Source organism: Streptomyces sp. NPDC040432 (assembly GCF_055595445.1).
Map to the genome: position 1 here is coordinate 80774 of NZ_JBVIVP010000027.1, position 22411 is coordinate 103184.

Here is a 22411-nt window from a genome sequence, read left to right on the forward strand (position 1 = left end):
GGGTCAGCGGCGGGTGAGGAGGCCGCGTGCGCGGCGGGGTGGTGCCGGCATGACTTCCTGCGGACTGAACCTGTTGTCCACCGGTCGGTGGACAAGGCGGGAGGACGGGAAGGGGAGGACCGTCCACCGTGCGCCGACCGGGGCGGGGCCGCGGGCCGGTGGGCCGGCTCAGGGGGTGATGTCCTCCGGGTACCGGGACCTGCCGCGGGCGAAGGCCGCCTCGGAGGCCGCCGCGCCGGCCGCGGCCACGCATGCCGCCCACACCCGGTCGACATCGCGGCGTTCCGCTTCGGGCAGGGGGGCTCCCGCGGAGAGGCGGGCCGCGTGTGCGGCGCCGAGCAGCTCCGCGGCACGTTCCACGGCCCCGTCGGCCGCCGCCGCACCGGCCAGCCCCTCCCGGGCCAGGGCCTGCGCCCGTACGTCGCCCAGCTCGCTCGCCACCGCCAGCCCCTCGGCGTGCAGGGCGCGGGCACGGGACGGTTCGCCCCTCTGCTCGGCCGTGAAACCGAGTTCGGCGAGCGCCAGGGCCGTGCCGGGCCCGTACCCGGTGGCGCGGAACCAGGCCAGGACGGCGTCCATGTGGGCCTCCGCCCCGCGGAGGTCCCCGGTGCGCCGCGCGAGCATGCCGAGTCCGATCCGGGCGTCGGCCTCACCCGCGCCGTGGCTCTGCTCCCGGGCCAGTTTCCAGGCACGGTCGTGCAGCTCCCGGGCCGCGGTGAGGTCGCCGGTCAGCAGGGCCAGTCTGCCGAGCGCGCAAAGGCGTTTGGCGGCCTCCGTCCACAGCCCGAGATCCTCCGCGAGGGCGAGCCCCTCCTCGTGCAGCCGGGCGGCCCTCGGGTGGTCGCCGGCGATCTCGTGGAGGGCCGCCCGCGGGAACACCGTCTGCGACTGACCCCAGCGGTCGCCCAGCGCGGAGAAGAGCCGGGCGCTGCGCTCGGCGTCGCGGCGCACCCCTTCGAGGTCGCCGTGCGCGAGGGCGTGGCGGGCGCGGACGCTCAGGGCGGCCGCCGTCACCCAGGTGTGGCCGAGTTCCTCGGAGGCGGCGAGGGCCCGTTCGGTGAGTTCCTCCCCGGCGGTGACCTCGCCCGCGCCCATCTGTGCGGAGGCCAGGAACCACAGGGCGGTGGCCCGTGCCTGCGGGTCCCGTGCCGTCACCCCCGGCAGGTCCAGCGCGCCGACGGCTTCCCGTACGGCCTCCGGGCCGGTGGTGGGCGAGGCGCCCTCACTCAGGGCGAGGCCGGTCCGCCAGGCGACCGCGCAGGCGACGGCCGCTTCCCGTTCCGACTCCGCTCCGGGGCGGGGCGGGAGGGCCAGCGCGGTGGTGAGGCACGCGTCGAGGAGTCTTCCCGCGACGGCGGGTCGGCCCCGCAGCAGCCAGTACCAGGTCAGGGCGCGGGCGGCGTCCAGGGCCTCGACGACCGCCCCGCGCGCGAGCGCCTCCTCGACAGCCGGACGGAAGTCGGCCTCGGCCGCGTCCAACCGGGTCAGCCACTGCCGTTGCCGCGGCCCGCGCAGCAACGGCTCGGCGCGCAGGGCCAGTTCCCGATGGTGGACGCCGTGCCGGGCCAGGGTGTCCGGTTCCTCGCCCGCCTCCCGGAGTCGTTCCAGGGCGTAGTACTTGACGGATTCCAGCAGCCGGTACCGCGTTTCGTCGGGGCGGTCGACGAGGACCAGGAGGGAGCGGTCCGCCAGGCGGGCCAGCACCTCCGGGACGTGGGCGGCCGGTACGTCCGTACCTGCGCACACGGCGCGGGCGGCGGCCGTCGAGGCGTCGCCCGCGTGCACGGAGAGCCGTCGCAGCACCGCCTCCTCGGCCGGGTCGAGCAGCCCCCAGCTCCAGTCGATCACCGCGCGCAGGGTCCGCTGGCGTGCGGGGACCCCGCGCAGGCCCCGTGAGAGCAGGGCGAACCGGTCGTCGAGCCCGGCGAGCAGGCCGTGCACACCCAGGGAGCGGACCCGGGCGGCGGCGAGCTCCAGGGCGAGGGGGAGGCCGTCCAGGCGGGCGCACAGGGCCGCGACGGCGTCGCCGTCCGCGGTGCCCGTGGTGCCCGCGGTGCCCGCGGTGCCCGGGTGGTTCCCGCCGGCCGCGGGTGCCGGGGCGGGCGGGAGTCCGGAACGGGCGGTGAACAGGGCCACGGCATCGGCCGACGCCAACGGGGCCAACTGGTACACCGCCTCCCCGGCCAACCCGAGGGGCTCCTGCCCCGTCGCCAGGACCGACAGTCCCGGGACCCCGGGCAGCACCGCGGCCAGCAGGTCGGCGACCGAGCCGGCGAGGTGCTCGCAGTTGTCGAGGAGGATCAGGACACGCCGCTCGCGGAGCGCGGCCACCAGCAGGTCCACTGCGCTCGGCACGGGCCGCCCGGCCCCGGGGTCTGGGTCGGGGTCGGAGCCCGGGTGGGCGCGGGGCCGGGGCACCGCGCCGTCCTGCGCGGTGGGCGGTGCGCCGCCGGGCTGTGCGCGGGGCCGGACGGGGGGCTGTCCGTGGGGCCGGACGGGGGGCTGGACGTCCGGCTGACGGACCCCCAGCATCCCGAGGAGGGTCCCCGCCACGGCCTCGGCGGACGAGCCGGTGGGCAGCGGGGCGAGTTCGGCGAGCCGGACCCCGTCCGCGTAACGGTCGGCCGTCCGGTCCGCGCACTCGAAGGCCAGCCGGGTCTTTCCGACGCCACCGGGACCGGTCACCGTGACCACCCTTGAGTGCTGCAACAGCACCTCCACGGAGGCGAGATCGGCGTCCCGTCCCACGATCCGGGTGACGGCGGCGGGCAGCCGCCCGCCCGCCACCGGCGTGCCCGTCGTGCCGACCGCTTGCGGTGCGGGCGCCCGGGACGGCTCCGGCACACGGCCCGTCGACGGTCCGAAGGTGGCCTCCACGTCGGGGTCCTGACGCAGGATCGCCTGGCGCAGGGCGGTCAGGGCGGGGTCGGGGTCCAGGCCCAGGTCGCCGGCCAGCCGGCCGCGCAGCTCCTCGTAGGCGGCCAGGGCGTCGGCCTGCCGGCCGGCCCGGTGGAGGGCCCGCAGCTGTACGGCGCGCAGGCGCTCGCGCAGCGGATGCGCGGCGACCAGTTCGTTCAGCTCGCCGAGGACCGCGTGCTGTTCGCCGAGGTGCACCCGCAGGTCCAGCATTTCCTCCAGCGCGGCCAGCCGCTCCTCCTCCAGCCGGCCGGCCGCAGCCCGCACCGCCGGGTCGCCGGTGTGGCCCGCGTACGCCGCTCCGGTCCACAACTCCAGTGCCTCACGCAGGAGTTCGACCCTCCCTTCGACGGTCGACGCCCCGGACCGGGCGCGTGCCAGCAGCCCGGTGAAGCGTTCCGCGTCAAGTTCCCCGGGCTCCAGGCGCAGCCGGTAGCCGCCCTCTCCGTGGACGAGCCGTGCCCTGCCGGCGCCGCCCGGTTCGGCCCGGTCCAGGGCCGCCCGCAGCCGGGAGACCTGGCCTTGGAGGCTGCCGTACGGGTGGAGCGGCGGCGCGGCGTCCCCCAGCCCCCACAGGGAGTCGACCAGCCGGTCCTCGGGGACGGGCCGTCCGGGCGCCACGAGCAGCCGGACCAGCAGGGTGCGTGCCTTCGCTCCGGTCACGTTCACCGGCTCGCCGTCCGCAGCCCGGACCGTCAGCGGCCCCAATACCCCCACACGCATGAAGATCACCCTAGGGCCTGTCGTCAAACTCCCGTCTGCCTCGCGACGAAGGCCCCGCTGCCCGCCGCCGGGACCGCCGGCCGACCGGCAGCCGACGTACGGCGAACCGGCAGCGCGGCGACGCAGGCTGAGCCCCGTTCAGCAGGACACGCACACCCGTCGTCTTCGAAGGAGACACCGTCATGACCGCGCGGACCGCCACCCCCCGGACCCCCGTCACCGTGATCGGCCTGGGCAACCTCGGCCGGGCCCTGGCCGACGCCTTCCTCGCCCAGGGGCATCCCACCACCGTCTGGAACCGGTCGGCGGCCAGGACCGACGGCCCGGTCTCGCGGGGCGCCACCCGCGCGGCCACCGTGGCCGAGGCGGTCGCGGCGTCCGAACTCGTCGTGGTGACCGTCCTCGACTACGACACCGTCGGTGAGCTGCTGCGTCCGGCCGCCGGGGCCCTCACCGGGCGTACCCTGGTGAACCTGACCACCGGCACTCCCGGGGCAGCCCGCGACCTCGGCGCGTGGGTCGCGGACCAGCGGGCCGCGTACGTGGACGGCGCCGTGTACGCGGTGCCCCAGACCATCGGGACCGCCGAGTCCTTCGTCCTCTACAGCGGCGACGAGGCGGCCTACCGGGAGCACCGGCCGGCGCTCGACCTGATCGGCGAGGGCGTCTTCGTCGGCGCCGCGCCGGACCTGTCCTCCGTGTACGACACCGCTCTGCTCAGCGGCATGTACGGGATGTTCTCGGGCTTCTTCCAGGCCGTGGCCCTCGCCGGTACGGAGGGGATCGAGGCGACCGCGGTGACCTCGCAACTGGTGCGGTGGTTGACGGCCGCCGCCGAGGCCCTGCCGGCCTTCGCGGAGGAGATCGACCGGGGCGAGTACGACACGACGACCTCCAACCTGGAGATCAACGCGGTGGGTCTGCGCAACATCCTGGCCACGACCGAGGCACAGGGCCTGTCCACCGACCTCCTCGCGCCGCTCCAGCGCCTGTTCGACGACCAGGTCGACTCCGGTCACGCCGCCTCCAGCCTGTCCCGCACCATCGAGTCCCTGCGCGCCGGCCGCTGATCCGGCCGGCCGGGGCGGGGCGGCCGGCTGCGGGGGTGCCGATCCCGCGCGGTGTGCGCGTCGTGGCCGCCGTTCCCCCCGCACCGCCGTCGGAGGGCGTTGTCAGTGGGGCCGCCTAGCGTCTCGAACATGACGCGGACCGCACATACCTTCGCCTACGCACGTCCCTCCTCGCTGACCGCCGCCGAGGCGGGTCGGGCGCTCAACCTGGAGACGGCGGGGGGTCTCACCCCCGCCGGGGCGGATGCCCACCCCCGGTTCTTCGCCGGGTTCCTGAGTGCGCCCCAGGCGGCCGCCCGGGCGTTGCTCGCCGTCGCGGACGTGGCGGCGGCCCGCTACCACATGCGTACCGTGCGCGCCTCGCTCGACCCGGTCGTCACCGGCAACGGCGACCGGCTGCGGTTCGAGTCGTTCTCCGGGTGCTGCGGCGTGTACGCCCGCTTGGACGTGCTGCCGGACGGTCTGCGTGGCGCCGACACCGGACACGGAACGACCAACGTCGACGTCAACAACCCGCTGCGCGAGGCGCTGTCGCGGCTGAGCGGTGATGACCCGCTGCACCTGCGGGTCGGCCCCGACGAGATGGCGGTGACCACCCTCGACGGGCCGGTCGTCGAGAAGAAGGTTCCGCTGCCGGAACGCTGGCTGCGCGGCTTCGCCGAGTCCCAGGCCGTCACCACCGGCTTCGACCTCCGCGCCGAACTGAACGCCGCCGAGACGACGCGCTTCCTCCGGTCCCTGCCGCGCACCTCGGTCGGCGGCGGGGCCGCGGGCGGCGCCCTGTGGGTGGTTCCCGCGGGCCGTACGCTGCGCCCCACGACCCGGCCGGTGCCCGGCGCGGTCTGCCTGCCCGGCCCCGAACGTCTCGCCGCCCTCCAGCGCGTACTGCGGCACGCCACGGGCCTGCGCGTGTACGGTCCCGCGCCGGCCGGCGCCGAGCCCACCGCCTCCGCCTGGGAGGTGGGGCTGCCGGGGATGCGTCTGACGCTCACCCTGTCGCCGGGGGCCGACCGCGGGTTCTCCGGTGAGGGCGGCGTGTTGGAGGCGCTCGCCACCGACGCGGCGGCCGAGGACGCGGAGCTGATCTCGGTCCTGCTCGCCTGGGAGCCCCGGATCGATCCGGCCGACCTCGCCGAGCAGTCGGGGTTGCCCGTGGGCCGCGTACGGGCCGCCCTGACGCGTCTGGGGACGGCAGGCCGGGTCGGCTACGACATCGCCGAAGCCGCGTACTTCCACCGTGAACTGCCCTACGACGCCCGGCGTGCCGAGCGGCACAACCCGCGGTTGGTGGCCGCCCGGGCCCTGCTGGAGGCGGGCGCGGTCACCCTGGAGCGTGCCGGTACCGCCGTGGTGGCCTCGGGTGAACGTCTCTACCAGGTGCGCGAGTCGGGCGGCGCGCTCAGCTGCACCTGCCAGTGGTGGGCGGACCACCGGGGTCGTCGGGGCCCCTGCAAGCACGCCCTGGCCACCCGGATGGCCCTGCGGGCCGCCACCTCCACCACCTCCGACGACTCGACCGCCCCCTCCCCCGTCACCTCCGGAGCCGCGCGATGAACGCCACCGACGACGTCCTCGAAGCCGTACGGGCCGGCCGTGCCGCCGCCCTGCCGGGACTCCTCAAGCCGCTGGAACCCGCGGAGCGCAAGGTGTTGCTCGTCGCGCTGAAGGAATTGCGGCGCGAGCTGCGGGCCTCGCGATGGGAGCGTTGGCAGGACCGGGACCTGATGAGTCCGGCCCTGGTCGTCGCGGGCGCCGGCTGTGTGACGGGGGCCGCGGCCGCGGCCGCCTGGATCGGCGCCGCCGATCTGCGCCGGTGGCGGCCGGAGCCGCTGACCGCCGTGTTGCTCGACGTACTGTCCGGCCGGGATCCGAAGTGGCTCGGTGACCTCGCGCACCGGCTGGCCGCCCGGGCCGCGACCGCCGAGCAGGACTACCCGCTGATCAGTGAGCTGGTCCGGCTCTCCGGTTGCCCGATGCCCACCAGCGACGGCTGCGTGGAGGGTTGGGCGGCGGCCGTGGGGGCGTCCCGTTCCCCGCTCGTGGCCGCCCTGCGCCGGGACCCGCACGTCACCGTGCTCGTTCCGCGGCTGTTCGAGACCGCCGAGCCGATCCGGGCCCTCACCCCGGGCTGGATCGCGGACGACCCCGACCGGTGGCCGACGGCGCTGGCCACCCTGGCCGACGAGGGGTGCCTGGAGCGGGGCGTCCTGCTGGACGGTTGCGCCGCCCGGCTGTTGCGCGGCGGCAAGCCCGCCCAGCTGAGGCCCTACCAGGCGATCCTGGAGGCCCTCGCCCCGACCGTCGAGGAGGAACGGGAGCGGGCCGCCGACTGGATCGCGCTGGCCTCCGACGCCCCGTCCGCCGTCGCCGGATACGCCCTTCAGGTCCTCGGCCGGGTCGCCGCGGCGGGTGGGCTGACCCCGCGCATGCTCGCCGAGCTGTCGGCGGCCGTCCTGTTCCGCCCCGAGAAGAAGCTGGTCCGTGCGCAGCTCGTGCTGGTCGGCAAGGAACTCGCCCGCGACGCGGCGGCGGCGCCCGAGGTGCTGCCGGAGCTCGCCGAGGCCTTCGGGCACGCGGACACCGACATCCAGGAGCGGGCGTTGAAGCTGGTCGCCGCCCACCTGACCGACGATCCCGGCCTGCGTTCCGAGCTCGCCGACCGGGCCCGGTCGCTGAGTCCGGCCCACCGGGCCCGGGCGGTCGAGGTGTTCGGGAGCGGCGCCGCTCCCGCCGGGGAAACCGGCCCGTACGAGGAGGTCCTGCCGCCGCCGGCGGCGCCGGCGCCGCTCGCCCCGACCCCGGAGACGGTTGCCGAGACCGTGGAACTCGTCGCTGCCGTCATCAACTCCCGTACCGCCGGCGTGGAGGAGTTCGAGCGCGCCCTGGACGGGCTGGTGCGGCACGCGCACCGGGACCGGCCGGCCCTCGCGGGGGCGCTGCGGTCGGCCCTGGCGGGCCGCTGGTGGCTCGATCCGGACCAGGCCCGCTACTACGCCCACGAACTGCCCGGCCTGGAACACGTCGCCGCCGCCGTGCTGGAGGCGCGGCCGACGGGCAAGCCGGGGGAGGTGCTCGCGTCGTGGCGCAGCGACTGTCACCACACCGCGTTGCGCGCCGTCGTGCACGCGCGGGTGGTCGAGGCGGCGCGGGGCATCACCTCCGCGACGCTGCCGTTCCTGCTGGCCACGCCCACCGTGGAGACGGGCTCGCTGGACGCCCGCGTGCTGATCGCGAGGCTGGCCGAGTACGGCCGGCTGGGCGCCGAGCCCGCGCCGGCGGACTTCGCGCAGGCCCTGCTGCGGGTGCGTCGGGATGCGGCCGTGATCCCCGAGGCCGCCGCCCTGGGCACGCCCGCGGGGGACCGGCTGGCCTCCTGGCTGGGCGCCGGCGGGGAGCCGGTGGCCGTCGCCCGTCGCACCGCGCCGGGCCTGCGGTACGCGTACGGCGGGGGGACCCCCGAGCGGCTGGTCATGGACACCGGGGAACGGACGACCGTTCTGCGCGAGTTCCCGCCCCGGTTCCACGAACTGGCGGGCGCCCGCCGGTCGGACGACCGCTGCTGGGACGGCGGCGACGACGCCGTCCTGATCGCGGTCCTGCCCCAGGACCGGGAGGTCCTGGCCGCCTGGTGGCTGCCCGCCGTCACGGCCGGTTCCGTCCACGAGGCGCGTGACGGCGGGGCCTCGCTGCCGCTGCTCGCCGGGGCGGGTGGGCCGGCGGGACCGGCCCTGCACCTGGCGGTGGCCACGGGGCTCGGGGCCCGGCATCCCGAGGACCGGTTGAGGGCCGTGGACGCCCTCCTCACCCTCGCGGCCTCGGGCGAGCTGGATCCCGTCCGCCTCGGCGGTGACCTGGCCGAACTGATCGGCCTGGGCACGGTCAAGCCGAACCGGCTCGCCGACTCGGTGGGCATCGCCGCCGCGACGGGCGCCCACGCGACGACCTGGGCCGTACTGGAGGCCGCCCTGCCCGCGCTGCTCACGGGGGCGGCCGATCCGCGCGGTGCCGGTGACCTGCTGGCGACGGCCGCCGAATGTGCGGAGCAGGCCGGTGTGGTCGCGCCGGAGCCGGCCGGGTTGGCCGAGGTCGCGGCCCGGGGCGGCAGGTCGCGCCTGGTGACGCAGGCCGCCCGGCTGCGCGACGCGCTCCGTCGCAACGCGCAGGACCCGGCACCGGGCAGCTGAACGGGCAACCCCGTGGCCCGTTGTCCGGCCGCGGGGTGGGCCGGTTGGCCGGCGGTGGGACCTTCCTCAGGTGGGGCCCGGCCCGCCGATCACGGCGGCCAACAGTTCCATGGCGGCCAGATCGCATCCGATGAGGACGGCGGCCCCGGCGTCCCGGACCTCGGCCACCTTCCAGCCGTACTGCACCAGCCGGGGGTCGCCGCGCTCCCTGGCGCGGATCCCGACCAGTTCCATCCGGTCGGTCGGGACGGGGCTGCGACGGATCTCCGGGAACTCCGTCGGTGTGAGGTGCAGCGTGGTGGGTGCGACCCACAGGAAAACCAAGGCCGTGTCCCGGCAGTAGGGGCGCTCCCCGAGCACGCAGGCGACGAAGCCGACCTCCGACCCCTGCGCGAACCGCCGACTCCGTTCCTCGACCTGCCTGCGCACGTGTCCCCGCGTCAGCAGCGATCCGAGGAGGAGCTCCAACAGCAGACCCACCACGCCCCCCACCTCCCCACGAAGGGGATGTTGTGAGTCCAACTCCTTTTTGTCCGGCCATGGTTGCATACGATTGAATGCCGCCTCGCGGCAGGAAGCGGGTGACGGGACCCGCATGCGGACCGGACCACGACGTTGCGGCCGGCCCACCTCCGCCGTCCAGCAGAAGTCGAACAAAGGAAGCCGGCCGCATGGCAGAGAACAGCGCTCCCGTCCCTCCGAGGGGCCGCATCGGCGTCACCTACACCGAGATAGCCGCGCACTACGGGATGAGCGCCCGCTACATCTCGGAGAACCCCCGGTGGGGAAGACACGCGCGCTGGCCGGAGAGCACCGGCAAGCGCGGTCGGAACAAGGAGTTCGACCCGGCCGCCGTGGCCGCCTTCTTCAGCGAACACCACATCCGGGAGACCGCCCCGCTCGATCCCGACCGCCTCTACACCGTGGTCGAGATCGCCGCCGCGGCCAACCTGCAGCCCGACACCGTCCGGTCCGACATCAGTCGGGGCCGGTGGCCCGCTCCCGACCAGTGGGACGAGGGCGGGACGAAGCTGTGGCGGGGCGACACCGTCCGCGCGCACCTGTCCGCCCGCCGGACCTACCGCCGGACCTGACGGCGGCCCCGGGCCGACGGCGGGGCCGCTCCCGTACGCACCGGGTCGCGCGGGCGGGGGGCCGGTGGGCGACACGCATGCGGTTCCGCCGGTCCCCCGAGCGACGGGTGATCGACGGAACGTGACGACGGCGTCAGCTGATGCGGGTGCGACACATCTGGGAGAGGCTGGGTGTGATCGGTCGCAGGGCGAGGAGGGTGTCGTGGACGCTTCGGTGGACGGTCGCAGGCCCGCCCGCACAGTCGGGTTCCGGGCGCGCCACGGGGCACGGTACGGGTTGCGGACGGCCATGGTCGCGTGCGCCGCGGCGGCTCTCGTCGCGGGAGCCGTACCGGCCTCCGCGCAGATCGCCCCGGCCCCCGACCCCGTCGTGGTCGTCGACTGCTTCGACCAGGCACAGGTGCGGCCCGAGGAGTACCTGCTGGCCTGCGGCGACGGGAACAACCGGCTCGTCGATCTGCACTGGAAGACCTGGGGATCGCACACCGCGACGGCCACCGGCACGGACATGGTCAACGACTGCCGCCCCTACTGCGCGGCGGGCCGGTTCCGCCCGTACCCGGTGACGGTGACCCTCGCGAACCCGGAGCGCTGGCCCGACCACCCCGACCTGGACCGGTTCACGACGCTCCGCATCCTCTACACCGACGAGGCACCGCACCCCGTCCCGAAGGACTCGACGTACCGGCTGGTGTACTGACGCCCCTGCCGGGCCCGCGTGGGTGGGGAAGGTCAGGGGTGGGGCCAGTCGGCGTCGACGAAGCCCATCTTCCGGTTCATCGCGATGGCGTTCGTGTTGGCCGGGTGGTGGACGGTGCGGATCCGGCGGACCCCGTGGAGATCGGCGAACCGTGTGCCGATCGTCTTCATGGCGATGGACAGGCCGCGGCCCCGGTAGGCGGCCAGGACGCCGGTCATCTCGTTGAAGAGGTGGCCGTCGTGGTGGGACGTGGCGGCCATCCCCGCCCAGGTGTCTCCGTCCAGGGCGATGACGATGCCGCGCGGGTCGTAGGAGGGGGTGTCGAAGCGGCGTCCGAGGTACTCGTCGAACGTGTGGAACTCGCCCCGTTCCGGGATGTCGGCGGAGCAGGTCCTGTTCAGTTCGTACAGCGTCCTGCGGTGGGCGGGGGTGTCCCCCAGTTCGTCGAGCGTGGTCAGCCGGATGCCCTGGGTGCGGGCCCGCGCCACGTAGGCGCCGAAGCGGCGGGCGTCGAAGGTGTTCAGGTCGAGTGCGAGTTTCACCCACTGGGGGCCGGTCGGTATCGACATGCATCCATCCAACCGCGCCGGCTCCGTGAGGGGGAGGGCCCGGTCGGCCGCGGGTGGGGGCGTTCGACGCCTTCGGCGCCGACGGTGCTCGGCACGTGCGCCGCCGCGGGGGCGTCCCGACCCCGCGGACGGCGGCGCGCTCGGCCGGCTGTCACGGCCGGCTGTTACGGCTGTTCGTGGGGGAAGTGCGCGAGGGGGGCCTCGCCCTCGAAGAAGGTCTTGGCCCGGATCATCGCCCGCTCGTCGTCCCGGACCTGACCGGGCCGCGATCCGTTGCCGAGGAGGACGCCGCCGAAGCGCATCCGCAGGTAGGCGGCCGTGTTGGTGAGGGTGGCGGTCAGGCCGTCGGTGACGGCCTCGTCGTGGTCGGCCATGGCCGTGACGCCCCACAGGGTGCGGCCCGCCATGCGCCGCTTGAAGTCCAGCTCCGGGACGGCCAGCCAGCCGGACCAGTAGTCGAGGTACCGCTTGGTGTGGGCGGAGAGGGTGTACCAGTACAGGGGTGAGGCGAGGACTATGTCCGTGGCCTCCAGGGTGGCCCGCCGCAGGGTCTGCTCGTTCTCACCGACCGTCCAGGTGTCGCCCTCGTGGCGGCCGTCCTGGAAGTCGGGGAGCGGGAGCCGGGAAAGGTCCACCCACTGCTGCGGGACATCGGCCGGGAGTTGCGCGGCGGCCGTACGGGCGAGGATCTCGGTGTTGCCGTCGGGGCGGGAACTGCCCAGGACGAACAGGAACGAGCGGGCGACGTCGGTGGTCATGTCTGCTCCGGTACGGACGATCGGTGGTGGTCGACGCCTCCAACCTCCGTGCCCGCCGGGGATATTCCGGCCTCCGGGCCGATCCGTCAGGTCCGCCCCGGGAGCTCCGGACACCTCGGGCCGCCGGTCCCGCCCGCCCGTCGGCCGTCGGGTCCGCCGCCCGGCGGACCCGACGTGCTCCGGTCAGATCGGGCGGACCTGTTCGGCCTGCGGACCCTTGGGGCCCTGCGAGGTGGTGAAGTCGACCCGCTGGTTCTCGTCCAGCGAGCGGTAGCCCGTCGAATCGATCGCGGAGAAGTGCACGAAGACATCGGCGGTGCCGTCGTCCGGGGCGATGAACCCGAACCCCTTCTCCGCGTTGAACCACTTCACAGTCCCCTGAGCCATGCCGTGCCTTCCGTTCGTCGGGGCCTCGCGCTGTCGTCGCGTCCGGCTCCCGCGCTCATTACTCCCCAGCCGTCGGCCGGTAAAACGGGCAGGTTGGCGGCGGGCCGGGACCGCTCGCCGGCGTGGCGGGAACGCACCGCTCACCCATTCGGCCGACGGTCAGGAATCGACCGCTCCCCCGTACCCGGCGAGGTCGTCGTAGGCCGATTCCGGGGGGTGGCCGGCGCCGTGGAGGAACGCGCGGTCGAAGGCGGTCGGACCGAGGGCGGTGCGGGCCCCGGCCGTGACGCGGTCCACGTCGACGCGTTCCGCCGGCGGGAGCGGGGCCCCGGCCCGGCGGCGGGCGGCGTCGGCCGAACCCAGGAGCGCGGCGGCGGCGGCGTTCCGGCCCGCCGGGGCCAGGGCCGCGGCGAGGCCTTCGAGGGCCAGGGCCACGGCGCGGGGGTCGCCGGTGGTACCGGCCGTGGCGAGGCCCTCCTCCTGGAGGGCGAGGGCGCCGGCGGTGTCGCCGCGGAGTGCGGCGCAGTGGCCCAGCTCGGCCAGGACCAGCGCGTTGGCCCCGTCGAGGCCGACGGATCGGTGCCAGTCCAGGACGCGCCGCATGTGGGCCTCGGCGGCCGGGAGGTCGCCGGCGCGGCGGGCGCCGAGGCCCAGGCCGAGGACTGCGTTGATCTCCCCGGCCTGGAAGCCCTGTTCGGCGGCCAGCCGGCGGGAGCGTTCGTGCAGGTCGTGCGCGGCGTCGAGGTCGCCGGTCAGCAGGGCGCCACGGCCGAGGCCGGAGAGCAGGTCGGCGGCCTGGGTGGTCAGGCCGAGGCGCTCGGCGGTTTCCAGGGCCTCCCGGCGCAGGCGGGCTGCCTCGGGGTAATCGCCGTGGATCTCGGCGAGGGTGGCGAGGGGGTAGACCGTCCCGAGCAGGGCCGCCGCGTCCCCGGTCGCGGTGAACAGGGCGGCGCTGCGGGTGCCGTCGCGGCGGGCGCCGGCGAGGTCGCCGCGCATCAGCCGTTGGGTGGAGCGGTCGGCGAGCGCGGCGGCCGTGCCCCAGTCGTCGTGGGCGGCGGTGAACCCCTCCAAGGCCAGGGCGGTGAGCTCCCGGCCCAGGGTGAAGTCGCCGGTGACGCACAGGGCGTGGGCGAGGAACCAGCGGCTCCGGGCGAGGTCGTGGGCCGTGGCACGGTCCTCGTGGGCGCGGAGGGCTTCGTGGACGCGGTCCGCCCGGTCGGCCCCCTCCCCCGCCATGACGGCGAATCCGGTGCGCAGCACCTCGACGTGGGCGCGCAGCGCGGGGGCGGCTCCGGTCGGGGTGGCGGCGAGGGCGGCTTCCAGGGCGCGGCGACCTTCGCCGAGTCGGCCGCGCAGGACCCAGTACCAGGACAGGGCGACGACCAGGCGCAGGGCGGCGTCGGCGGGTGCGGTGGGCCCGGTGGGGGCGGTGGGGGCGGGGGCGAGGGCGGCGGGGGCGCTTGCGGTCGCGGACGCGGTCGTCGTCGCGGACGGGACCGTCGTCGCGGACGGGACCGTCGTCGCGGACGGGACCGTGGTGACGGCGTGGGCGAGGGCGGCCCGCAGGTTGGCGGCCTCGGTGTCGAGGCGCTCCAGCCAGGCCTGCTGGTCGGCGGTGCGCAGCCGGGGGGCGGCGCTTTCGGCCAGGGCGAGGTGGTGGGTGAGATGGCGGGCGCGGGCGGCCCGGGTCTCGGCGGCCTCGTCGAGGCGTTCGGCGCAGTAGGCGGCGACCGATTCGAGCAGTCGGTAGCGGGGGCCGGCCGGGGTGTGGGCGAGGGTGAGCAGGGAGCGGTCGACGAGGCGGGCCAGCAGGTCGAGGACGTCCGCGGCTTCGATGCTGTCGGCGGCTCCGGTCCCGTCACCCGCGCACACCTCCTCGGCGGCCCGGAGCGTGCAGCCTTCGGCATGCACGGACAGGCGGCGCAGTACGGCCCGTTCGGGGTCGCCGAGCAGGTCCCAGCTCCAGTCGATGACGGCGCGCAGGGTCTGTTGGCGGGCGGGTGCGCCGCGCCGGCCGGAGCTGAGCAGACGGAACCGGTCGTCGAGGCGTTCGAGGACGCCCCGGGTGCCCAGGGCGCGGACCCTGGTCGCGGCGAGTTCCAGGGCGAGCGGGATGCCGTCGAGGCGGCGGCAGATGGCTTCGACGGTTTCCCGGTCTTCGGTGTCGAGGACGAGGCCGGGCGCTCCGGCGGTGGCGCGGGTCGTGAACAGCTCGACGGCCGAAGGGAGTTCGAGGGTGGGTACGGTCCACAGGGTTTCGCCGGCGAGGGCGAGGGGTTCCTGGCTGGTCGTCAGGACGCGCAGGCCGGGGGCGGTGCGCAGGAGCAGTTCGGTGAGGGCGGCGACCTCGTCGGCGAGGTGTTCGCAGTTGTCGAGGACGAGGAGCAGTTCGCGGTCGCGCAGGGTGGCCGCGAGGCGCCGGTCGGGGGTGAGTCGCCGCTGGTCGGGGCCGGGTATGCCCCAGACGGCGTCGTCGCGGATGCCGAGGGCGGTGGCGACGGCCTCGGCGACCTCGGTGGTGGGCGGGTCCCCGGCACGGGGCGTGCGGGCGGAGGCCGCGAGTTCGACCAGCCAGACCCCGTCGCGGAAGCCCGTCTCCAGGCCGGTGGCGGACTCGACGGCGAGGCGGGTCTTGCCCACTCCGCCGGGGCCGGTGAGGGTGACCAGGCGGCGGGTGGCGACGAGTTCGCGCACGGCCGCCACGGCCCGGTCACGGCCGAGGAGCGGGGTGAGCGCGGCGGGCAGGTTGGTGCGGGCGGGGTCGTGGCCGGCGGTGTGATCGGGGCCGGGGTGGGTGGGAAACGCGGCGTCGGATCGCGGGGCGGGCACCGCGAAGGGCCCGGCCGGGGTTCGCGCCGTGGCGGCGGCCCTCGGCGGGCGGGCCATGAGGTCGGGGTCCCGGGTCAGGATGGCTTGGCGGAGCTCGGTCAGCGCGGGGCCGGGGTCGAGGCCGAGTTCGTCCGCGAGCCGGGCCCGCAGGTCCTCGTACCCGGCGAGTGCCTCGCTCTGCCGGCCCGCTCCGTACAGGGCCCGCAGGTGTGCGGCGCGCAGCCGTTCGCGCAGGGGGTGACGGGCGACGAGCTCGGCGAGTTCCCCGACGATCTCGGCGTGTTCGCCGAGGGCGAGGCGGGTCTCGGCCCGTTCCTCGCGCACGAGGAGCCGTTCCTCCTCCAGGCGGTCGGCGGCGGCCCGGGTGAAGGGCTCCGCCTCGAAACCGGCGAACGCGGGACCGCGCCAGACGGCGAGGGCGTCGGCGAACAGCGCGGCGCGGACGGAGGGTTCGGCGGTGGCGCGGGCGCGGGCGGCGAGGGCGGTGAAGGCGGCGGTGTCGAGGGTGGTGTCCCCGGTGTGCAGGACGTAGCCGGGCGCCTGGGACTCGATCAGGGAGCGCGCGCCCGGTTCGGCTTCGTCGAGGGCCCGGCGCAGTTGCGACACCTTCGCCTGGAGCGCCCGGGTCGGGTTGCCGGGGAGTTCCTCGCCCCACAGGTCGTCGATCAGGCGGTGGACGGCGACGGGCCGCCCGGCGTCGACGAGGAGGGAGACGAGCAGGGTCCGCACCTTCAGCTCGGGCACCCTCACGGGCGTTCCGTCGGCCGTCCAGACACCCAGCTGTCCCAGTACCCCGAATCGCATGTGATCACCGTAACCCGGCCCCGAACAGGGCCGTAACGGGTTCCGAACCGGATCCGAGCCGCCCGCTCGCAGTCTTCTTCCTGTCGGAGCCACGAGGGCGCCGGCGAGGAGAACACGAACGAGAAGGAGAGCGTCATGGGCAAGCTCGACGGCAGGACGGCCCTGGTCACCGGTTCGAGCCGGGGCATCGGCCGGAGCATCGCGCTGGCACTGGCGGCGCGGGGCGCACGGGTCGCCGTCCACTACGCGGGGAACGAGGCCGCCGCGAAGGAGACGGTGCGCACGATCGAGGCGGCGGGCGGGCAGGCGTTCGCGATCCGGGCCGAGCTGGGGCTGCCCGGCGACGCGGACGCCCTGTGGGCGGCCTTCGACGAGCACGCGGACGGGGTGGACATCCTGGTGAACAACGCGGGCATCGCCGGCCCGGGGCTGATCCACGAGGTGACGGAGGCCGACTACGACAGGGTCTTCGCGGTCAACGCGAAGGCGCCGTTCTTCATCATCCAGAAGGGCTTGGAGCGGCTGCGGGACGGCGGGCGCGTCATCAACGTGTCGTCGGGCGTCACGAAGGTGGCCTTCCCCGGAATGACCTCGTACGCCGCCAGCAAGGGCGCGGTGGAGGTGCTCACGCTGACGCTGGCCCGGACGCTGGGCCCGCGGGGGATCACGGTCAACGCGGTGTCGCCGGGGACGATCGAGACCGACATCCACCCGTGGATGGCCGATCCGGCCGCGAAGGCGCACGCGGCGGGCTTCTCCGTCTTCGACCGGGTCGGTCAGCCGGACGACGTCGCCGATGTGGTCGCCTTCCTCGCCACGGACGACGCCCGCTGGGTGACCGGCCAGAACATCGACGTCAGCGGGGGCTCTGGGCTGGGCATCTGACGCCGCGTCCCGTACCCCTCCCCCGCTCCGTCTCCCGTGCCCCCCGCCCGCTCCCCTCTGCCCTCCCTGGAGGTTCGCCGTGACCCGGACCCTGCTCGTCCTCGCCCATCCCCGCAGCGATTCCCTCACGGCGCAGGTGGCGGAGCGCATCCGGCTCCGGCGGCGGGCGGAGGGCAACACGGTGGACCTCCTGGACCTGTACGCGGAGGGCTTCGACCCGCGCCTGACGCCGATCGACGAACCGGACTGGCAGGACCGGGAGAAGCGGTACTCGCCCGAGGTGCACGCCCACATGCGGCGCGTCGAGGAGGCCGACGAGGTGGTGGTGGTCTTCCCGGTGTGGTGGTTCGCTCCGCCGGCCGTGGTGAAGGGCTGGATCGACCGGGTGTGGAACTACGGCTTCGCGTACGGGCGGAGCACACCGAGGCTCCGGGGGAAGCGGATGCTGTGGCTCGGGCTGGCCGGGGGCCCGGCCGCCGAGTACGAGAGCTCCGGGCTCGGCGCCGCCCTCGAAGTCCAGCTCCGGGTGGGGGTGTCGGAGTTCTGCGGGGTGGAGGGGGCGCAGGTGCGCCTGCTGCACGGCACGGAGTTCTCGGGGGTTCCGCAGGCGCTCCGGCCGGAGCGCGCCCGGGAGGTGTTCGCCGCCGCCGACGCGGCGGTGACGGCGTACGACGGGGAGACGGCGTACGACGGGGTGGCGGCATCGGTCACGGCGGCATCGGTCACGGCAACGGCTGTCACGGCAACGGCGGCGGCGTCCGGCGGGAAATGACGTTGCCCACGCTCCCTAATACCCCTAGGTTTCTCCCTAGGAGCACAAGTTTGAACTGAGGAGGCGCCGTATGGTGCGAGCGGGACTGAGCCCCGGTGTGCTGACCCTGGCGGCCGCCGGCATGGCGGACGAGGAAGGGCTCGACAAGGTCACCCTGTCCGCGCTCGCCCGGCGGTTCGGCGTCAAGGACGCCAGCCTGTACGCGCACGTCCGCAGCCTGCGGGACCTGCGGGTCCGGGTCGCCCTGCTGGCCTCCGAGGAGATGACGGACCTCATCGCCGCCGCCGTCGCGGGCCGTTCGGGCAAGGACGCGCTGGTCGGCTTCGCCAACGCCTACCGCACGTACGCCCTGGAACACCCCGGCCGCTACGCGGCGACGCAGTTGCGGTTCGACCCCGACGAGGTGGCGGGCTCGAAGGGCTTCGCCCGCAGCGTCGAGCTGACCTACGGCATGCTGCGCGGCTACGGACTGACCGAACCGGACCTGACCGATGCGGGGCGCCTGCTGCGCAGCACCTTCCACGGCTACGTCCACCTGGAACTCAGCGGTGGCTTCGGGCACTCCCGCGAGGTGCGGGACTCCTGGGCCCGCTCGCTCGACGCCCTGCACGTCCTGCTGAACAACTGGCCGCCGCGGCCCGACGGGAGCACCGACCGATGAACACGCCCCCCACGACCGACACCCTCGCCGTGCCCGGCGCCACCCTGTACCACGAACGCCGGGGCAGCGGGCCGGTGCTGCTGCTGATCCCCGGCGGCGGGGCGGACGCCGGGCTGTACGCGGGGATGGCCGGGGACCTCGCCGCCGGTGGGTACACGGTGGTGTCATTCGATCCGCGCGGCCAGTCCCGCAGCCCGCTCGACGAGCCCGCCACCGACCATCGGGTGGCGGACTGGGCGGACGACGCGCACCGGCTGCTCGAACTGCACTCCCCGCACGAGCCGGCGTACGTCCTCGGGTGCAGTGCGGGAGCCGTCGCCGCGCTGGATCTGCTGGCCCGTCATCCGGAGCGGGTGCGCCGGGTGGTGGCGCACGAGCCGCCGCTGGTGGAGGTACTGGAGGATCCCGCGCCGCACCGGGCCCTGTTCCACGAGGTGCGCGAAGTGTTCCGGGTCCGGGGTGCGGCGGCGGCGATGGCCCACCTCGGGGCGGGACTCGGCGAGGTCCCGGACCGGGCGGAGGCCGCCGAACTGCCGCCCGAGGTGCAGGAGATGGCGCCGCGGATGTACGCGAACCTGCCCGTGTTCCTGGAGCACGTCCTGTGCCCGTTCACATCGAGCGTGCCGGACGTGGCGGCGCTACGCGCCTCCTCGGACCGGCTGGTGCTCGCGGCCGGACGGGATTCCCGCGCGATGCCGGCCCTGTACGGGCCGGCCCGCCGGCTGGTGGAGCTGACCGGGGCGGCCTTCGCGGAGTTCCCGGGCGGCCACGTCGGCTGCACCGAACACCCCGGGGAGTTCGCCGCGGTGCTGCTCGCGGAACTCTCGCGGGAGAAGTAGTTCCGGGCGGCTGTCACATCCGTTCCTCGCGGCGGCTCATAGGGGGCGTCCAGCACGACGAGCCCGCCGCCGAGGATCCCCCGATGTCCACCCCGCCACCGTGGTCACCCCGGTCGCCGCCGTCATGGCCGGGTTCTGCGGCGCGTCGATCTTCCTCGGCGCCGAGTTCACCGTCGAACCCCTCGCCACGTACGCCGTCCCGCGCGGCTGGTGGAACCGGCTCGGCGCCGCCACGGTCGCCGGAGCCGCCCGCCTCGTCGTGGGCCTGTCGCTCGCCCTCGTCCTTGTCCTCGTCCGACGGCCGGTGCGGGGGTTCGCGGCCGGGGTTCCGCATCGGGCCCCCGTCCCACCCTTCAAGATCATCGGGTGCAGAATGACCCTTATGCCGATACCAAACGTGCCGAAAACGGCAACGCTCGACGACACGGCCCTGATCAGCCGCACCCTGACCCGGGCCTTCGACGACGACCCGATGATGCGCTGGTTCTTCCCCGACGACGCCGCGCGGGAGACCGCGCTGGGCCGCTACTTCGCCACCCTCTTCACCCGGCAGTACGTCCATCACGGCGTGTGCGAGCGCACCGACTCGGCGGCCGCGTTCTGGGTGGCGCCGGAGGCCCAGGCCAAGGCCGTACCCGACGCGGACACCATCCGGGAGCTCCGGGACATCCTCGGCGACCGGGCCGAGCTGTTCGGGGCGGCCGTCGAAACGGCCGCCCGGCACACCCCCGGGGAGGCGCACTGGTCCCTGTCGCTCATCGGCGCCGACCCGGCCGCCCAGGGCAAGGGCCACGGAGCCGCCCTCCTGCGCTCGGGCCTCGCCCGGGCCGACGCGTCGGGCCTGCCGGCCTACCTGGAATCCTCGAAGCCGTCGAACCTCCCCTTCTACGAACACTTCGGCTTCACGGTCCGCGAGGAGGTCCACCTGCCCGGCGGCGGCCCCACCCTGTGGACGATGTGGCGCGAACCCCGGCGGGCCGACCTCCCCGCCTGAGACGGTTCACCGACCCGCCGGACGGCTGCCGGCGGGTCGGCGCTGCGGCCCGACGTGCGTCACGCGCTGCGGCCTCCCCCCGCCCGCCCCATGTGGCGCCGGACCCGGGCGGAGCCCGGCACCCGGACCGGCTCGCGCAGAGGGTCGAGGAACGCGCCGGCGCCCCGGCTCGGCGGCGCTCGGTGAGAGGCCGTCATGCCGGGGTGTCGCCGGGTGGGGGTGCCCGGATCCTCGTGGGGCCGGTCAGGGTTCCGTGCTGCCGCCGAGCGGCGGGATGTGCCGGAGGAGGGCGGTCACCGCGACCGCCGTCAGGAGGACCAGGGCGGCGCTGACCAGGGACGCCGTGTGGAAGCCGGTGGTGAAGGAGTCCCGGGCGACGGTCAGTAGGTCGGAGCCGAGGGCGGTGGGGAGTTGGCCGGCCGCGTCCGTCGCGCCGCCGATGGTGTCGCGGGCCGCGGCGAGGGCGTCGGCGGGCAGGCCGGGCGGGGCGGCGGCGGCGGTGACCCCGTCGCGGTAGACGGCCACCGCGACGCTGCCGGTACCGGCGATGCCGAGGGCCAGCCCGAGGTCGTAGGCGGTCTGGCCGGTCGCCGCGGCCGAACCGGCCTTCTCCGCCGGGGCCGAGCCCACGGCGAGCGCGGTGCCGAGCACACTGATCGGGGCGATGCCGAACATGACGAGCGCGAGGCCCAGGGAGACCGCCACCACGCCAGGCTGCGTGGCCAGCCAGAACCCGGGCAGCGTGGCGGCCAGGCCCCCGAGGATCACGTGCGCGGGGCGGGCGCGGCGGGCGAGCACCGGGGTGAGCTGGGAGCCGAGGACGAGTCCGGCCGCGCCCGGCAGCAGCCACAGACCCGCCGCGAGCGGGGTCAGACCACCGATGGCCAGGAGGTGCTGGGGGACCAGGTACTCGATGCCGTTCAGGGCCATCATGCCGAGCAGCAGGGTCAACAGGGCGCCGGTGAAAGCGCGGTGGGTGAACAGGCGCAGGTCGAGGAGCGGGGCGGTCAGCCGGTTCTGGCGGCGGACGAACAGGAGCGCGAAGACCGCGCCGACCGCGATGGCCGCCAGGTGCGCCGCCTGCGGTCCGAACTCGGCGAACTTCTTGATGCCGTACACGACGGGGAGGATCGCGAGGAGGAACAGTGCGGCGCTGGGCAGGTCGATGCGGCCGGCGGACTGGTCGCGGTACTCAGGGAGCAGCAGGGGTGCCAGGAGGACGACGGGGACCATGACCGGGACTCCGAGGAGGAACACCGAGCCCCACCAGAAGGAGTCCAGCAGGACACCGCCGACGACGGGGCCGATCGCGATGCCGACGGAGAGGGCGGTGACCCACATGGCGATGGCGGTGGCCCGCTGCCGTGCGTCGGTGAACATGTGGGTGATCAGGGCGAGCGTGGACGGGAGCACCGCGGCTCCGGCCACACCCAGGAGGGCCCGCGCCGCGATGAGGGTCTGCGGGTCGGGAGCGTGGGCGGCGAGCAGCGAGGCGGCGATGACCCCGACGGAGCCGGCGAGGAGCAGCCTGCGGCGTCCGATGCGGTCGCCCAGCGTGCCCATGATGACCAGGAACCCGGCGGTCATGAACCCGTACATGTCGGTGGTCCAGAGCAGTTGGCTGCTGGAGGGGTGCAGGTCGGCGGTGAGGTACGGGGTGGCCAGCCACAGGACGCCCAGATCGGCGGTCATCAGGGCGACGGGAAGGAGGAGTACGGCGAGGCCGAGCCACTGGCGGGTACCGGCCTTCGCCGGGAGGGGGTGGGGGGTTCGGGGAGAGGGCGGGGAGGAGGTCGTCGTCGGCGTCATGGGTGCACTGTGCGGGGGCGCGCTTCGGGTTCGGTTCGGATGTGGTTGCGGTCCTGTTCCGGTGCCGATCGGAAGCCTGTTGCGGTGCCGATCGGGAGCCTGTTCCGGGCTGTTCCGGTGCCCGGCCACGGTGCCCACTCCCCGCCCGCGGCCCGTCCCCCTCCCCGTCCCCCTGCCCGCCGCGCGGCCGTCCCCCTGCCCGCCCCGCGGCCGTCCCCCTGCCGGTGCCGTCGCGGTCCCCGTCCGGTCCCGGCGCTACCGGCCGGTGGCGGTCCAGGTGTCGTGGCCGGCCAGGAGGGTGCGCAGGTCCCCCTTGCCGTACTGGTCGACGGCGGTGTCGAGTTGGTCGGCCATGAGGGTGTCGTAGACGGGGCGGTGGGTGCTGCGCAGGACGCCGATGGGGGTGTGGTGGAGGGT

17 protein-coding genes and 1 pseudogene are annotated in these 22411 nt (G+C 75.2%); 10 read left to right on the top strand and 8 right to left on the bottom strand.

The window, feature by feature from the left end; translation table 11 throughout:
* Nucleotides 1–168 precede the first annotated feature (168 nt).
* Nucleotides 169–3639 carry an AfsR/SARP family transcriptional regulator gene (locus ACZ58N_RS34135; RefSeq protein ID WP_471168023.1) on the bottom strand — a complete coding sequence of 1157 codons (3471 nt, stop codon included), beginning with the start codon at nt 3637–3639 and terminating at the stop codon, nt 169–171.
* Nucleotides 3640–3821: 182 nt separating this feature from the next.
* Between ACZ58N_RS34135 and ACZ58N_RS34140 the strand changes: the two genes are divergently transcribed.
* The 3 genes from ACZ58N_RS34140 (at nt 3822) to ACZ58N_RS34150 (ending at nt 8893) form a co-directional block, all read left to right on the top strand.
* A complete protein-coding gene (locus ACZ58N_RS34140; RefSeq protein ID WP_471168026.1) occupies nt 3822–4709 on the top strand; it encodes an NAD(P)-dependent oxidoreductase in 888 nt (295 codons plus the stop codon).
* A 129-nt stretch (nt 4710–4838) separates the two neighbouring features.
* Nucleotides 4839–6263, top strand: a complete 1425-nt coding sequence (locus tag ACZ58N_RS34145; protein ID WP_471168029.1) for an SWIM zinc finger family protein — start codon at nt 4839–4841, stop codon at nt 6261–6263.
* Nucleotides 6260–8893 (top strand): DUF7824 domain-containing protein, encoded by a 2634-nt coding sequence (locus tag ACZ58N_RS34150; RefSeq protein WP_471168032.1) that lies wholly within the window; start codon nt 6260–6262, stop codon nt 8891–8893. The genes ACZ58N_RS34145 and ACZ58N_RS34150 overlap by 4 nt, the downstream gene beginning before the upstream one ends.
* Before the next feature lie 66 nt (nt 8894–8959).
* On the opposite strand, the gene ACZ58N_RS34155 is transcribed toward ACZ58N_RS34150, so the two are convergent.
* Nucleotides 8960–9376: a hypothetical protein gene (locus ACZ58N_RS34155; RefSeq protein ID WP_471168035.1), complete on the bottom strand. Its 417-nt coding sequence runs from the start codon at nt 9374–9376 to the stop codon at nt 8960–8962.
* A gap of 188 nt (nt 9377–9564) precedes the next feature.
* Here ACZ58N_RS34155 and ACZ58N_RS34160 point away from each other — a divergent pair, with 188 nt between their 5' ends.
* Nucleotides 9565–9987 (top strand): hypothetical protein, encoded by a 423-nt coding sequence (locus ACZ58N_RS34160; RefSeq protein WP_471168037.1) that lies wholly within the window; start codon nt 9565–9567, stop codon nt 9985–9987.
* Between the two features lie 202 nt (nt 9988–10189).
* Complete coding sequence (locus ACZ58N_RS34165) at nt 10190–10687, top strand: hypothetical protein (protein ID WP_471168039.1); 498 nt, start codon at nt 10190–10192, stop codon at nt 10685–10687.
* Between the two features lie 32 nt (nt 10688–10719).
* On the opposite strand, the gene ACZ58N_RS34170 is transcribed toward ACZ58N_RS34165, so the two are convergent.
* From ACZ58N_RS34170 to ACZ58N_RS34185, 4 genes are all read right to left on the bottom strand, one after another.
* Nucleotides 10720–11256 (bottom strand): GNAT family N-acetyltransferase, encoded by a 537-nt coding sequence (locus ACZ58N_RS34170; RefSeq protein WP_471168041.1) that lies wholly within the window; start codon nt 11254–11256, stop codon nt 10720–10722.
* Nucleotides 11257–11420: 164 nt separating this feature from the next.
* Nucleotides 11421–12014: a flavodoxin family protein gene (locus ACZ58N_RS34175; RefSeq protein ID WP_471168043.1), complete on the bottom strand. Its 594-nt coding sequence runs from the start codon at nt 12012–12014 to the stop codon at nt 11421–11423.
* Nucleotides 12015–12197: 183 nt separating this feature from the next.
* Nucleotides 12198–12401: a cold-shock protein gene (locus ACZ58N_RS34180; RefSeq protein ID WP_389705579.1), complete on the bottom strand. Its 204-nt coding sequence runs from the start codon at nt 12399–12401 to the stop codon at nt 12198–12200.
* 159 nt (nt 12402–12560) lie between these two features.
* Nucleotides 12561–16034 carry an AfsR/SARP family transcriptional regulator gene (locus ACZ58N_RS34185; protein WP_471168045.1) on the bottom strand — a complete coding sequence of 1158 codons (3474 nt, stop codon included), beginning with the start codon at nt 16032–16034 and terminating at the stop codon, nt 12561–12563.
* A 135-nt stretch (nt 16035–16169) separates the two neighbouring features.
* On the opposite strand from ACZ58N_RS34185, the gene ACZ58N_RS34190 reads away from it, so the two are divergent.
* The 5 genes from ACZ58N_RS34190 (at nt 16170) to ACZ58N_RS34210 (ending at nt 20185) form a co-directional block, all read left to right on the top strand.
* Complete coding sequence (locus ACZ58N_RS34190; RefSeq protein ID WP_471168048.1) at nt 16170–16919, top strand: SDR family oxidoreductase; 750 nt, start codon at nt 16170–16172, stop codon at nt 16917–16919.
* 79 nt (nt 16920–16998) lie between these two features.
* Nucleotides 16999–17691, top strand: coding sequence for an NAD(P)H oxidoreductase (locus ACZ58N_RS34195; protein ID WP_471168051.1), 693 nt, complete (start codon nt 16999–17001; stop codon nt 17689–17691).
* Between the two features lie 70 nt (nt 17692–17761).
* Complete coding sequence (locus ACZ58N_RS34200) at nt 17762–18352, top strand: TetR/AcrR family transcriptional regulator (protein ID WP_471168054.1); 591 nt, start codon at nt 17762–17764, stop codon at nt 18350–18352.
* A complete protein-coding gene (locus ACZ58N_RS34205) occupies nt 18349–19191 on the top strand; it encodes an alpha/beta fold hydrolase (protein WP_471168057.1) in 843 nt (280 codons plus the stop codon). Before ACZ58N_RS34200 ends, ACZ58N_RS34205 begins: the two co-directional genes overlap by 4 nt.
* A gap of 382 nt (nt 19192–19573) precedes the next feature.
* Nucleotides 19574–20185, top strand: a complete 612-nt coding sequence (locus ACZ58N_RS34210) for a GNAT family N-acetyltransferase (protein WP_471168074.1) — start codon at nt 19574–19576, stop codon at nt 20183–20185.
* Nucleotides 20186–20428: 243 nt separating this feature from the next.
* Here ACZ58N_RS34210 and ACZ58N_RS34215 read toward each other — a convergent pair whose 3' ends face one another.
* Nucleotides 20429–21994 carry an MFS transporter gene (locus ACZ58N_RS34215; RefSeq protein ID WP_471168059.1) on the bottom strand — a complete coding sequence of 522 codons (1566 nt, stop codon included), beginning with the start codon at nt 21992–21994 and terminating at the stop codon, nt 20429–20431.
* A gap of 255 nt (nt 21995–22249) precedes the next feature.
* Nucleotides 22250–22411: pseudogene (locus ACZ58N_RS34220) on the bottom strand (2-oxoacid:ferredoxin oxidoreductase subunit beta); the annotation flags it as partial.